This is a genomic window from Nitrobacter sp. (assembly GCF_047149785.1).
GTDB lineage: Bacteria > Pseudomonadota > Alphaproteobacteria > Rhizobiales > Xanthobacteraceae > Nitrobacter.
The window spans coordinates 2,584,553-2,597,297 of record NZ_BAAGBE010000001.1 but is presented as its reverse complement, the minus strand read 5'-3'; the positions used below and the strand labels follow the sequence as shown (position 1 = coordinate 2,597,297).

General features: G+C 63.5%; 13 protein-coding genes. 8 read left to right on the top strand and 5 right to left on the bottom strand.

Annotated features, from left to right (window positions below):
- Window positions 1-110: 110 nt before the first annotated feature.
- Both ACMDCM_RS11995 and ACMDCM_RS11990 read right to left on the bottom strand, forming a co-directional pair.
- Complete coding sequence (locus ACMDCM_RS11995) at window positions 111-545, bottom strand: hypothetical protein (protein WP_412773771.1); 435 nt, start codon at window positions 543-545, stop codon at window positions 111-113.
- A 223-nt stretch (window positions 546-768) separates the two neighbouring features.
- Window positions 769-1,899 carry an acyl-CoA dehydrogenase family protein gene (locus ACMDCM_RS11990; RefSeq protein WP_412773770.1) on the bottom strand — a complete coding sequence of 377 codons (1,131 nt, stop codon included), beginning with the start codon at window positions 1,897-1,899 and terminating at the stop codon, window positions 769-771.
- A 399-nt stretch (window positions 1,900-2,298) separates the two neighbouring features.
- Here ACMDCM_RS11990 and ACMDCM_RS11985 point away from each other — a divergent pair, with 399 nt between their 5' ends.
- The 8 genes from ACMDCM_RS11985 (at window position 2,299) to ACMDCM_RS11950 (ending at window position 10,125) form a co-directional block, all read left to right on the top strand.
- Window positions 2,299-3,591 carry a glutamate-5-semialdehyde dehydrogenase gene (locus ACMDCM_RS11985; protein WP_412773769.1) on the top strand — a complete coding sequence of 431 codons (1,293 nt, stop codon included), beginning with the start codon at window positions 2,299-2,301 and terminating at the stop codon, window positions 3,589-3,591.
- A gap of 47 nt (window positions 3,592-3,638) precedes the next feature.
- Window positions 3,639-4,319, top strand: coding sequence for a nicotinate-nucleotide adenylyltransferase (locus ACMDCM_RS11980; protein ID WP_412773768.1), 681 nt, complete (start codon window positions 3,639-3,641; stop codon window positions 4,317-4,319).
- A 197-nt stretch (window positions 4,320-4,516) separates the two neighbouring features.
- Window positions 4,517-4,903, top strand: coding sequence for a ribosome silencing factor (gene rsfS, locus ACMDCM_RS11975; RefSeq protein WP_412773767.1), 387 nt, complete (start codon window positions 4,517-4,519; stop codon window positions 4,901-4,903).
- Window positions 4,904-4,937: 34 nt separating this feature from the next.
- Window positions 4,938-5,420 (top strand): 23S rRNA (pseudouridine(1915)-N(3))-methyltransferase RlmH, encoded by a 483-nt coding sequence (rlmH, locus tag ACMDCM_RS11970; RefSeq protein WP_412773766.1) that lies wholly within the window; start codon window positions 4,938-4,940, stop codon window positions 5,418-5,420.
- 70 nt (window positions 5,421-5,490) lie between these two features.
- On the top strand, window positions 5,491-6,870 hold the full coding sequence (locus tag ACMDCM_RS11965; RefSeq protein WP_412773765.1) for a murein hydrolase activator EnvC family protein: 1,380 nt from the start codon (window positions 5,491-5,493) through the stop codon (window positions 6,868-6,870).
- Window positions 6,867-8,222, top strand: coding sequence for a S41 family peptidase (locus tag ACMDCM_RS11960; RefSeq protein ID WP_412773764.1), 1,356 nt, complete (start codon window positions 6,867-6,869; stop codon window positions 8,220-8,222). The genes ACMDCM_RS11965 and ACMDCM_RS11960 overlap by 4 nt, the downstream gene beginning before the upstream one ends.
- Window positions 8,223-8,362: 140 nt before the next feature.
- Complete coding sequence (locus ACMDCM_RS11955) at window positions 8,363-9,562, top strand: divergent polysaccharide deacetylase family protein (RefSeq protein WP_412773763.1); 1,200 nt, start codon at window positions 8,363-8,365, stop codon at window positions 9,560-9,562.
- A 62-nt stretch (window positions 9,563-9,624) separates the two neighbouring features.
- On the top strand, window positions 9,625-10,125 hold the full coding sequence (locus ACMDCM_RS11950) for an RNA pyrophosphohydrolase (RefSeq protein ID WP_412773762.1): 501 nt from the start codon (window positions 9,625-9,627) through the stop codon (window positions 10,123-10,125).
- Between the two features lie 105 nt (window positions 10,126-10,230).
- On the opposite strand, the gene ACMDCM_RS11945 is transcribed toward ACMDCM_RS11950, so the two are convergent.
- From ACMDCM_RS11945 to ACMDCM_RS11935, 3 genes are all read right to left on the bottom strand, one after another.
- Entirely contained in the window at window positions 10,231-10,638 is a 408-nt protein-coding gene (locus tag ACMDCM_RS11945) for a F0F1 ATP synthase subunit epsilon (protein ID WP_412773761.1), read from the bottom strand.
- A 172-nt stretch (window positions 10,639-10,810) separates the two neighbouring features.
- Entirely contained in the window at window positions 10,811-12,241 is a 1,431-nt protein-coding gene (gene atpD / locus ACMDCM_RS11940) for a F0F1 ATP synthase subunit beta (RefSeq protein ID WP_412773760.1), read from the bottom strand.
- A 56-nt stretch (window positions 12,242-12,297) separates the two neighbouring features.
- Window positions 12,298-12,741: a DUF2059 domain-containing protein gene (locus tag ACMDCM_RS11935; protein WP_412773759.1), complete on the bottom strand. Its 444-nt coding sequence runs from the start codon at window positions 12,739-12,741 to the stop codon at window positions 12,298-12,300.
- Window positions 12,742-12,745: the final 4 nt, after the last annotated feature.

The window sequence follows — 12,745 nt, the reverse complement described above, 5'->3', positions numbered from 1 at the left end:
GGACTAAACACCTAGATGGGAGCGGATCAGGTCTGATTGAATCGTCAAGCCCGGCATCACGCCGGGCCATGACGAGTCCTGGAGTATTTTCCGACTAAGTGGAAGACGGTTCAGCTAACCATGCCGGAGCCAATCATGGAGCCGGAGATCGTGTAGATAAGTCCCATCACGGTTATTCCAAAGGCGGCAGCCGCCATCGGCAGCAGTATCTCGGTGGCCGCCTGTCCGGCGCTCTGCTGGCTGCCCCAAACCGCGAATTTGCCCGTTATCCAATCCCGGAACGGGACCTCGCTCGGATGGCTGTCATAGCCCGGCCGATGTCTGAACCACACCAGAAACGATGCGCTGAAACACAGGCCGGCCACCAGAAACAGCACGGTGATGAAGGCCAACGGAAGTGCGACGAGGCTCTGCCTGTCAAAAAAGAGCCACGCCATCAGCACGAACCAGGCAACGAAGCCGGCGGCGATCTTGGGGACGGTGGAGTGAAGCTGAGTGTATGTCTCGTTCGCCGGATGATTGTGAGCGACATGTTCTCTGCTCATGGCAGTTACCTTTCTTGAAATAGCGCGCAATGCGGGCTGGGCGGCTTGAAGTGGCGAGACGCCACACCGCGGCAGAAAGGGGGGCTGGTGCCGACCCGCATTGAGCCAACCAGCCGTGCAAGGATAGAACCGCGCCGAGCGCCGCGAGTTCATCTCTCACGGAGAATTGGACGAATGCGAGATTGCGTGATGCCTCAAATCCAATTCGGCCTTCTGCCGCGGCTCACGCTAGATCCGCGATCGGATCGAGACCGAGTGCGATGCGGCCCGTGAACCGCTGCTGCCGTTTCGCCGGGAGCGGGTGAAACTGCGCGCCGTGCGCATCGCGCAGCAGGCGTTCAAGTCCGGTCTTGCGATAGAAGCCGGCGCCGCCCGCCACTTCCAGCGCCTTCTCGACGGTTGTCAGCACGCTCTCTGCGACGAGCGTCTTGCGCACCAGCATGGGGCTGGTCACCTCCAGACCCATCGTGACGTCGAAGTCGTTGGTCAGGCGGACCATATCGTCGATGGCGAGCTGCACTTTCGTCAGCTCGTTGGCGAGTTCGCCAAGAAGATAGGGCACGGTCGGATCGCTCAAGCGCTTTTTTGCAAGCCTGGTGGCGATCGCCGCCGCGGCTTCGGCGACGCCGGCGTAGACCGACATGATCAGGGGCATCGCGACCGTGAGAATCACGTTCCACGCCGGATGAAAACGGCCGCGCGGCCGCCGCAGCGCGATCGCGTCATTCGGCACGAACACGTTTTCCAGAACAATGGTCTGCGAACCCGTCGCGCGCATGCCGAGCGTTTGCCAGTCGTCGCCAAGCGACACGCCCGGCGCATCGAACGGCACCGCGAAATGCAGCACCTGCCAGCCTTCGACCGGATCGTCGAACGGCACCGAGGTCATCAGCAGACCGCCTTTGGGCGAGCCGCTGCCGAAAGGCTTTCGCGCGTTGACCCGGAAGCCGCCGTCGGCGCGCTGCGCCAGACCATTCGATTCCATCCAGTCGCTGGCGCCGGTCGAGATCAGCACCAGTTCGGACGCCGCGACCCGTTCCAGAAGTTTCTGCCCCGGCCGGCCCTGGCGATGATTGTAGACCGCCGCTGCGACGAGATGCTGGTGCATCGACAGCGCGAGCGCCGTCGAAGGGCAGTAATGCGCAAGTTCGCGCAGGAAACGGCACATGGCGCTGTAGGCAACGCCGCCGCCGCCCAACTCCCTCGGCACCAGCGCGGAGAATACCTTGTGCTGCGCCAGCACATCGTAGTGGTCCGCAACGAAGACGTCGCCCGCATCGCGCTCCGCGGCGCCTTCGGCAAAACGCGGTCCGATGATCTGCACGAGCGCCTGAAGGTCGAGATAGGCCGCCATGACCGGCTCCTGTTGCTGGATGGTTCGGGGAATCGTGCGCCGGCGTCGCTGAATCTCAACTTCAATATGTGAAGTTGATCGGAGCCGGGCCTGTTCGCGGCAGTCAGCCTGCGCCTGCCGAGGGAGATACGGCTTGGCTACAATAGCGATCGACCGCGCCATTCGCGACGATCGGTTCCGCCTCGACCGAGCGCGCCGGGACAGCCGCCTTTCTGTCGTGGTTCGCGCTCGGCAAGTTCGCCCCCGCCGGCGCAAGGCCGACAGGCCGGGCGGAGCTGGCCGGTCGATAGCCGATCGGTTACAACTGTGCTAGGACGTTGTTTTGAGAAACACCGCCGGACTTCCGTCTGAGGTGACTGGATCGGACAGGATTTCTACTAACAGGATTGCCAGCCCGACATGACTGCCTCCCTGAAGGCGGTCGGCGCCGCAGCCGATCTGCCGGCCCTGATGAACGACCTTGCAACGCAGGCGCGCGCCGCCGCGCGCGTGCTGGGCCTTGCGTCGGCGGCGCAGAAGAATCGGGCGCTCGATGCGATGGAGCGCGCGATCCGCGCCAACGCGGCCGCGATTCTCAAGGCCAATGCCGAGGATGTCACGGATGCGCGCGCCGGCGGCGCCGCGTCCGCGTTCGTCGATCGTCTGACGCTCACGCAAGCGCGCATCGAGGCCATGGCCGACGGCGTGAAGGTGGTGAGCGGGATCGAGGATCCCGTTGGCAAGGTTACCGAACGCTGGCAGCGTCCCAACGGAATGACGATCGAGCGCGTGCGCGTTCCGCTCGGCGTGGTCGCGGTGATTTTTGAAAGCCGTCCCAATGTCTGCGCCGACGCCGGCGTGCTGTGCCTGAAATCCGGCAACGCCGTGATCCTGCGCGGCGGCTCGGACAGTTTCCGCTCATGCCGCGCGATCCATGACTGTCTGGTGCAGGGCTTGCGCGAGGCGGGTTTGCCGGAAGCGGCGATCACGCTGGTGCCGACGCGCGACCGCGCCGCGGTCGGGCTGCTGCTCGGCGGGTTGAACGGCGGCATCGACGTGATCGTGCCGCGCGGCGGCAAGAGCCTTGTCGCGCGCGTCGAGTCCGAGGCGCGCGTGCCGGTGTTCGCGCATCTGGAAGGCGTCAATCATGTCTATGTCGATGCCGCCGCCGATCTCGCCATGGCGAAGTCGATCGTGCTCAACGCCAAGATGCGCCGTCCGGGCGTTTGCGGCGCGGCCGAGACGCTGCTGGTCGATCGCGCCGCCGCGCCGAAGGCGCTCAAGCCGCTGGTCGGGATGCTGATCGATGCGGGCTGCGAGGTGCGCGGCGACGCCGCCGTGCAGGGCGTCGACGCGCGGGTCAAGCCCGCAACCGATGACGACTGGGACACCGAATATGAGGCCGCGATCATTTCCGCGCGCGTGGTCGATGGTGTCGGTGAGGCCATCGACCATATCCAGCGTCACGGCTCGCAGCATACCGATGCGATCGTGACCGACGATCCAAAAATTGCCGCGCGGTTCCTCGACGAGGTGGATTCGGCGATCGTGCTGCACAACGCCTCGACGCAGTTTGCCGACGGCGGCGAATTCGGCTTCGGCGCCGAGATCGGCATCGCGACCGGCAGATTCCATGCGCGCGGGCCGGTCGGTGCCGAGCAGTTGACGAGTTTCAAGTATCGCGTTCATGGCACCGGACAGACCCGGCCGTGAGCGCCACTTCGTTTTAGCGCGCATGGTCTTTTCGCCGGATTGCACGCATGCTGGCGGGTCATGCACCCGGTCGCGCGGAGATTGATTTGGAGCCGCGTTCAGTCGTCTGGTCCAGCGCCATCCCGCTTCACGCCGACGGCATGCGCATCGGTCTTCTTGGAGGCTCGTTCAATCCGCCCCATGCCGCGCACCGCGCCATCAGTCTGTATGCCCTGAAGCGCCTCCAGCTCGACCGGGTCTGGTGGCTGGTTTCGCCCGCCAATCCGCTCAAGGACGCGCGCGCGCTCCACGATTTCGGCGAACGCGCCGCCGCGGCGAGGGCGATGGCCAGGGATCCGCGGATCGATGTGAGCTGTCTCGAAGCTGTCATCGGAACCCGCTATACCGTCGACACAATTACCTATCTGCGACGCAGGTGCGCCCGGGCGCGCTTTGTCTGGATCATGGGCGCGGACAATCTGGCGCAATTCCATCGCTGGGAAAACTGGCGGCGGATTGCCGCCGAGGTGCCGATCGCGGTGATCGATCGGCCGCCGCAGGGTTTCCGCGCTCTCGCAGCGCCTGCCGCGCAGGCACTTGCGCGGTGGCGTCTTCCTGAAGCCAGGGCCGAGAAGCTGGCCACCCATCGCCCGCCCGCCTGGGTCTTCCTCACCGGGATGAAGTCGAGGTTGTCGTCGACCGGCCTGCGGAACCGGGATGGAACATGGAAGGACGAGGGCCGGAGATGAATCCGCCGGGGTTACTGGAATATTGAAACCGTCAGGCCTACATGCCTAGTATAGCCGCCAGACGCCGGGATTCGGCGTTGCGATACAGCGAAAGGAAATGGTCCCTGACAGCACCTGTATTGTCCAGGTCTGCCCCGTCCTCCCCGCCCACGTCTTCGACGCCGAAGCGCGCGACAGCGAAGACCGTTAGGCCGAGAGTGCGCAAGACAGCCGCAGACGCCGTGGTTTCGGAAACGCGACCCGGCATTGAAGAGACGCTCGAGCTGATCCTTTCCCGCCTCGAGGATATGAAGGCGGAAGATACCGTCACTATCGACCTTCGCGGCAAATCGGCATTCTCCGATTACATGGTCGTTACCACCGGCCGGTCCAACCGGCATGTGGGCGCGGTTGCCGAGAACGTCGCCAAGAGCCTCAAGGAAACCGGAATCAGGAAGATCCATATCGAGGGCTTGCCCAATTGCGACTGGGTGCTCATCGATTCCGGCGATGTGATCGTGCACGTGTTCAGGCCGGAGGTTCGCGAATTCTACAATCTCGAAAGATTGTGGATGCAAAACACGGCGACGGCGAAGACGGTCTGAGCCGCTTTGCTCGAAAACGCGATAGCTTGCGCGGATGCGACTCGCCGTCATTGCCATTGGCCATCTCAAGCAGGGCCCGGAACGGGAACTCGCCGATCGCTATCGCGGACGCTTCAACGATATCGGCCGCAGGCTGGGATTCCGCGGACTCGACGTCCATGAAATCCCGGAAAGCCGCGCCCGCGATGCCGAACAACGCATTCGCGCAGAGGCGGCGGCGATGCTCGCTTTGGTCCCGGAGGGGGCGGCCCTGGTGGCGCTGGATGAAAGAGGCAAAAACATCGACAGCGCCGCTTTTGCGGATCATCTCGGCCGCTGGCGGGATGAGGCGGTTGTGAGCACAGTTTTTGTCGTGGGCGGCGCGGACGGACTTTCGCCTGAATTGCGGCGCAAAGCTGGATTGAGTATCGCATTCGGCGCGGCCACCTGGCCGCACCAGATTGTTCGCGTGATGCTGCTGGAACAGATCTACCGGGCCGCGACCATCCTGGCCGGCCATCCTTATCACCGCGGGTAGCGCGTCTTGCCGGATGCGTTGACGCGATCGGGTCAACATGGTGCGAACAAACAGGCGCCGATCACCTGACATGTGGCTGAACCAGGGCCGCCATTCACGGTTCGCGGAGGCGAGAAGCGGACAGCCGCCGGTCTCCATGCTGGTTATCTCGGCTTGCCTGCTCGCGGGCCTGTCATCGGTGGTTTCTTCGCCCGTGATGGCGCAGGCTGCCGGGACACCGTCGCCGGCGGCGGTCCCGTCGGCCGACGATATCAAGAAGCGCGAACAGGAACTGGAGGGGGTGCGGGCGCAGCAAAGGAACGCGGCCGCGTTGCAGGAGCGACTGAAGGCCGATATCGCGGCCGTCGGCCAGAACCGCGCCAGGCTCAATCAACAGTTGATCGAGACCGCCGCCGGGGTCCGGAACATCGAGACCAAGATTGCGGAGGCCGAAGCGCGCCTGCTGCCGCTTCACGCGCGCGAACAGAAAATCCGCGATTCGCTTGCTTCGCGGCGCGCGGAAATCGTGGAAGTGCTTGCCGCCCTGCAGCGGGTCGGCCGCCGCACGCCGCCGGCCTTGCTGGTGCGGCCGGAGGATGCGCTGAAGTCGCTGCGCACCGCGATATTGCTCGGCTCCGTGGTGCCGGAGATACGCCAGCGCGCGGAAAAGCTTGTGGCTGATCTCGATGAACTTGTCAGCCTGCGCAAATCAATCGCCGCCGAACGTGATCGGATGGCGGTCGATCGCGACAGCCTCAAAAACGAGCAGACCCGCCTGGTGGCGCTGGTAAACGAACGGCAACGGCAGCAAAGCGGCATCGAAAAAGATATGGCCGCGGAAGCGGCGCGCGCGATTGAACTGTCGCACCAGGTCGACGGCCTGCAAGACCTGATTGCAAAGATGGAACAGGACGTGAAAAGCGCGGCCAAGGCAGCGGAGACGGCCAACCGGCAGGGCGCTCCGGCGTCACTTAACGGCAAACCGAATCTGGCGGCTCTCAAGGATCCGGGCCGGCTCAGCCCGGCCATCGCCTTTGCATCCGCCAAGGGCCTGTTGGCGTTCCCGGTTAACGGCACGAAGATCCGTGACTTTGGTGGCTCCGATGGCGCCGGCGGCGTGGAAAAAGGCATTTCGTTGGCGGCTCGCCCCGGTGCGCAGGTCACGACACCGTGTGATGGCTGGGTTGTGTACGCCGGGCCGTTCCGTAGCTATGGACAACTCTTGATCCTCAATGCCGGTGGCGGGTATCATGTGCTGATCGCCGGGATGGAGCGTATTTCGGTTAACATCGGCCAGTTCGTGTTGACCGGAGAGCCGGTAGCGACGATGGGATCGACCTCCCGTGTCGCTTCGATTCTCGCGGCCAACGTCAGTCAGCCCGTTCTCTACATCGAGTTCCGTAAGGACGGCACTCCCATTGATCCAGGCCCGTGGTGGGCCGCAAATAAAGGCCAAAAGGTTCGCGGATGATGCGCAAGGTTTCTCTCATTCTTCTCAGCGCCGCCGCGGGTGCCGCGCTGACGCTGTTCGTGACGCAGCCGCGGTCGGTGCTGATGGGATCGAGCGCGCGCGCTGCGACATCGGACACCTATCGCCAGCTCAATCTGTTCGGCGATGTGTTCGAGCGGGTCCGCAGCGACTATGTCGAGAAGCCCGACGACAGCAAGCTGATCGAATCGGCCATTAGCGGCATGCTGTCGGGCCTCGATCCGCATTCGAGCTACATGGACGCCAAGAGCTTCCGCGACATGCAGGTGCAGACGCGCGGCGAGTTCGGGGGCCTCGGCATCGAGGTCACGATGGAAGACGGCTTGGTCAAGGTGGTCTCGCCGATCGATGACACCCCGGCATCCAAGGCGGGAATCCTGGCCAACGACATCATCACCAATCTTGACGACGAGGCGGTGCAGGGGCTGACCCTCAACCAGGCTGTCGACAAGATGCGCGGTCCGATCGGCACCAAGATCAAGTTGAAGATCATCCGCAAGGGTCAGGACAATCCGATCGACGTGACGCTGGTGCGTGACAACATCCGCGTCCGCTCGGTGCGCTCGCGCGTCGAGGCTGACGACATCGCCTATATCCGCATCACCACCTTCAACGAGCAGACCACCGAAGGCCTCAAGAAGTCGATTGCCGACCTTCAAAGCCAGATCGGCGACAAGCTCAAGGGCTACATCATCGATTTGCGCAACAATCCTGGCGGATTGCTCGAGGAAGCCGTGACCGTCTCCGACAGTTTCCTCGATCGCGGCGAGATCGTATCGACGCGCGGCCGCAATGCCGAGGAAACCCAGCGCCGCAGCGCGCATCCGGGCGACCTCACCAAGGGCAAACCGGTGGTCGTTTTGATCAACGGCGGCTCCGCATCGGCGTCCGAAATCGTCGCCGGCGCCTTGCAGGATCATAAGCGGGCGACGCTGATCGGCACCCGTTCGTTCGGCAAGGGCTCCGTGCAGACCATCATTCCGCTCGGTTCGGGCAACGGCGCGCTGCGGCTGACCACGGCGCGCTATTACACGCCGTCGGGCCGCTCGATTCAGGCCAAGGGCATCGTTCCGGATATCGAGGTGCTCCAGGACGTGCCGGATGAGTTGAAGTCGCGGACCGACACCAAGGGAGAGGCCTCGTTGCGCGGCCATCTGCGCAACGGCACCGACGAGAAGACCGGCTCGCAATCCTACGTTCCGCCGGACGCCAAGAACGACAAGGCACTGAAGATGGCCGACGACCTTTTGCACGGCGTCAAGATCAACGCCTCGTCGCGCGCTCCGAGTGAAAAGGCGGCAATGGAGAAGCCCGCGAACAAGGCGGCGAACTGACATACTGGAAGCGGATTCCCGATTCGGGCGTCCGCCGGTTTCGTTCCTGCCAAAGGTGGCGGCCAGCGGGCGCGTAATTGCGTTCTGCCACCTTTGCGTGCGTCCATGATATCGTCGAATCGGGTGATTCGGGGACTTCCATGGCTGATACGACGGACGATCTCAGCGCGCCGCTCGGGCAGAACTCTGCGTCCAAGCGCCGTTTTCGACTCCCCTTCACGCTGCCGCAGGTCATGGCGACCTTGTTTGGATCGATCCTGGTCGTCTTCCTGAGTTTTGCTCTTTTCAATCACGACCCTCTCGGCGGCGAACCCACGGCGCGGATCGCGATCCAGAAGCCCGCGATTCCCGACGACCAGTCCGCGGCCGTGCCACCTGCGCCGAAGCCGTCCGGCGCGGCCGCGGTTGCGGCTCAACCCGAAGCCGGCCGGAAGACCATCACCATTATCGACGGCTCCAGCGGTTCGCGCCAGGATGTCGTTGTCGCGGGCGCGGATGCGGATGCAGGCGGCGGCGCCGCGCCGGCGACGATGGCGGGAATCGATCAGCGTCTGCTGGAGAAGTCGCGTTACGGAATGATTCCGGTCGCCGCCGACGGGCTAAAGCCTTTCAAGGCCTACGCGATGGGCACCGACGCCGATCGCGCGAAGGCGGCAACGATGCCGGTGGTCGCGATCGTGGTTGGCGGTCTCGGCGTCAGCGCGGCCAAGACCATCGATGCCATCACGAAACTGCCGCCGGCCGTGACACTGGGGTTCACGCCTTACGGGTCTGATCCGGGCAAATTGGTGGAGCGGGCTCGTACGCAACGTCATGAGGTTCTGCTGGAAGTCCCCATGGAGCCGTACGACTATCCCGACAACGACCCGGGACCGCAGACCCTGCTGACGACGCTCGGGGCAGACCAGAATATCGATCGCCTGCATTGGCACCTCAGCCGCTTTCAGGGCTACGTCGGTCTCGCCAATTTCATGGGCGCGCGGTTTGTCGCCACTGCCGAGGTCATGGAGCCGATCATTCACGAAGCAGCCAAGCGCGGCCTTGGCTATCTTGACGACGGCTCTGCTCCGAGGAGCGTCGCAGGTCAACTCGCGGAGGGTCAGGCGATGCCGTTCGCCAAGGCTGACCTGACCATTGATACTGTTCCGACCTCGGTGGAGATCGACAAGGCGCTCGCACGGCTTGAAGACCTGGCGAAGAGACAGGGGGTCGCCATCGGCATGGCCTCGGCGCTTCCGGTTTCCCTCGACCGCATCGGCGCCTGGGCCAAAGGTCTCGAAAGCCGTGGCGTGATGCTTGTGCCATTGACAACCGCGATGCTGAAATCAAAATCGAGCTGATCTTTAAAATCCGCGTCTCATTCCTTTTACCAAGGCGGCGAGGCGCGAAAGGCGTTGACGGAATGGCGCGCTACGACGATTTACCCTACCGCACCTGCGTCGGTATGATGCTGATCAACGAGAGAGGACTTGTCTTCGTCGGTCGCCGCACCGGTATCGAGCATGTCGATGACGAGCATGTCTGGCAGATGCCCCAAGGCGGCGTCGACCCCGGCGAGGACACGTGGCTTGCGGCAAAACGCGAACTTTACGAGGAGACCAGCGTTCGCTCGGTCGAGAAGCTCGCCGAGGTATCCGACTGGCTGATCTACGACATTCCGCGCACGGTGGCCGGGCGAGCCTGGAAGGGCCGCTATCGCGGACAGCGCCAGAAGTGGTACGCGATGCGCTTCACCGGCAGCGACGACGAGATCGACGTCGCCAATCCGGGCGATGGCCACAAGCCGGAATTCATCGCCTGGCGCTGGGAGCCGATGCGGAACCTGACGCGGCTCATCGTGCCTTTCAAGCGCCCTGTCTACGAGCGGGTGGTCAGGGAATTCGCAAGCCTCTCAGGCGATTAGAGCGGTTTCGAGCGAAGTGGCTACCGGTTCGCGTGAAGAAAACGCGTCAAATCAAAAATAGAGCCTTGCTTCTGATTCCATCAGAAGCGGAAGGCTCCATATAGTTCAGTGCAACGCCGTGGTGTTGATCTGGCTCTGGATGCTCTTGAAATGATCCAGCCGCTCGATGGCCTTGTCGAGTTCGGAGCCTTCCTTTTCCGCCAGCTTGGCCTCCATGCTCGCGATCGTGTCGGCGAACCTGGCACGATCAAGCTCCTCGATCGAGGTCGCTACGTCGGCGAGGACGGTCAGGCCCTTTTCCGAGACCTCGGCCAGACCGCCGAGCACGATGATTTTCTGATGCGCGCCGCCAGCGGTGACGGTCAGGATTCCGGGACGGATCGCCGCCACAACGGGCGCGTGGCCGGCGAGGACGCCGAAGTCGCCTTCGACGCCGGGGATGTCGACCTGATCGACATCGCCGGAAAAGGCCAGTTTCTCCGGCGAGACGAGATCGAAATGGAAAGTCGCCATGGCACACGGTCTCTTTCTTCACCTCTCCCGCTTGCGGGGGAGGTCGACCGGCGAAGCCGGTCGGGGTGGGGGCTCTCTTTCATGCAGAGGAGGTTAAGACCCCCTCCCCAATCCTCCCCCGCAAGCGGGAGAGGGGGTGCGCCGCAAACGCTGCAGCGCGTCTTCTGTTAGCTTAAGCCGCCTCGGCTGCGAGCTTCTTGCCCTTCTCGACGGCTTCCTCGATGGTGCCGACCATGTAGAACGCCGCTTCCGGCAGGTGGTCGTATTTGCCCTGGCAAAGATCGCGGAAACCCTTGATGGTGTCGGCGAGATCGACGAACTTGCCCGGCGAGCCGGTGAACACCTCGGCGACGTGGAACGGCTGCGACAGGAAGCGTTCGACCTTGCGGGCGCGGGCGACCGTCAGCTTGTCCTCTTCCGACAGTTCGTCCATGCCGAGAATGGCGATGATGTCCTGCAGCGACTTGTAGCGCTGCAACACCTGCTGCACCGTGCGCGCGGTCTGGTAGTGCTCCTCGCCGACGATCAGCGGCGAGAGCATCCGCGAAGTCGAATCCAGCGGGTCCACCGCCGGATAGATGCCTTTTTCCGAAATCGCGCGGTTCAGCACCGTCGTCGCGTCGAGGTGGGCGAAGGATGTGGCCGGCGCCGGGTCGGTCAAGTCGTCGGCCGGCACGTAAATGGCCTGCACCGAGGTGATGGAACCCTTCTGCGTGGTGGTGATGCGCTCCTGCAACGCGCCCATGTCGGTGGCGAGCGTCGGCTGATAACCCACGGCGCTCGGGATGCGTCCGAGCAGCGCCGACACTTCCGAGCCGGCCTGGGTGAAGCGGAAGATGTTGTCGACGAAGAACAGCACGTCCTGGCCCTGGTCGCGGAACTGCTCGGCGACCGTGAGACCCGACAGCGCGACGCGCGCGCGCGCCCCCGGCGGTTCGTTCATCTGGCCGTAGACGAGGGCGCATTTGGAGCCTTCGCCGCCGCCCTTCTTGTTGACGCCCGACTCGATGAACTCGTGATAGAGGTCGTTGCCCTCGCGGGTGCGCTCACCGACGCCGGCGAACACCGAGTAGCCGCCGTGCGCCTTGGCGACGTTGTTGATCAGTTCCTGAATCAGCACGGTCTTGCCGACGCCGGCGCCGCCGAACAACCCGATCTTGCCGCCCTTGGCGTAAGGCGCGAGCAGGTCGACGACCTTGATGCCGGTGACGAGAATTTCCGCTTCGGTCGACTGGTCGGTATAGGAAGGCGCCTCTGCGTGGATCGGGCGCAGATCGTCGGCCTTGATCGGACCGCCCTCGTCCACCGGCTCGCCGATCACGTTCATGATGCGGCCAAGCGTGCCTGCGCCGACCGGCACCCGGATCGGCGCGCCGGTGTCGGTGACGTCCTGGCCGCGCACCAGGCCCTCGGTGGTGTCCATGGCGATGGTGCGCACGGTGGATTCGCCGAGATGCTGGGCGACTTCGAGAACCAGGCGGTTGTCGCCGTTCTTGGTCTCAATGGCGTTGAGAATCGCCGGCAGGTGGCCTTCGAACTGCACATCGACGACGGCGCCGATGACTTGCGTGATGCGTCCGGTCTGATTGGCGGGTTGGGCCATTGATAGTCTCCTTGCAACCGTCTCGTTCTGGCTGATGCAACTCGCAGCCGATATATTCACTTTGCCTGCTCAACGCGTTGAACCATGCTTGGAATCTCTTTCTGGATGAACGCCATCATGCGCGACATATAAGGTCCCATCTTGGCCATTGCCGATTTAGCGATCGGCTTGGAGTAAAAGTCCGCCAAGGCGTTGAGTTCATCTGCGGTGAAAGTCTTTGCCATACCGTTGCGTGTCTCATCGCGGAGGCGCCCCATGAAATCCGGAGAGGTCATCGCCATGACAAAAGCGCGCTTTTGAGCTTCCGTCGCATTTGGAATCTGGTAAGCAACACTTGTCGCAATTTCGTTCATCATCTTGGGAAGATCCTGCGCGGCGATCAGCCGGTCTGCAGCAGCCAGGGTTTCGGCTGACTGCGCACGGAGCGGCGTCGAAAGATCGAGCGCTACGACAAAGGCGACGCTCGCCAACGTCGCTGAGATGGTCCTTGTGATAATCATTTTA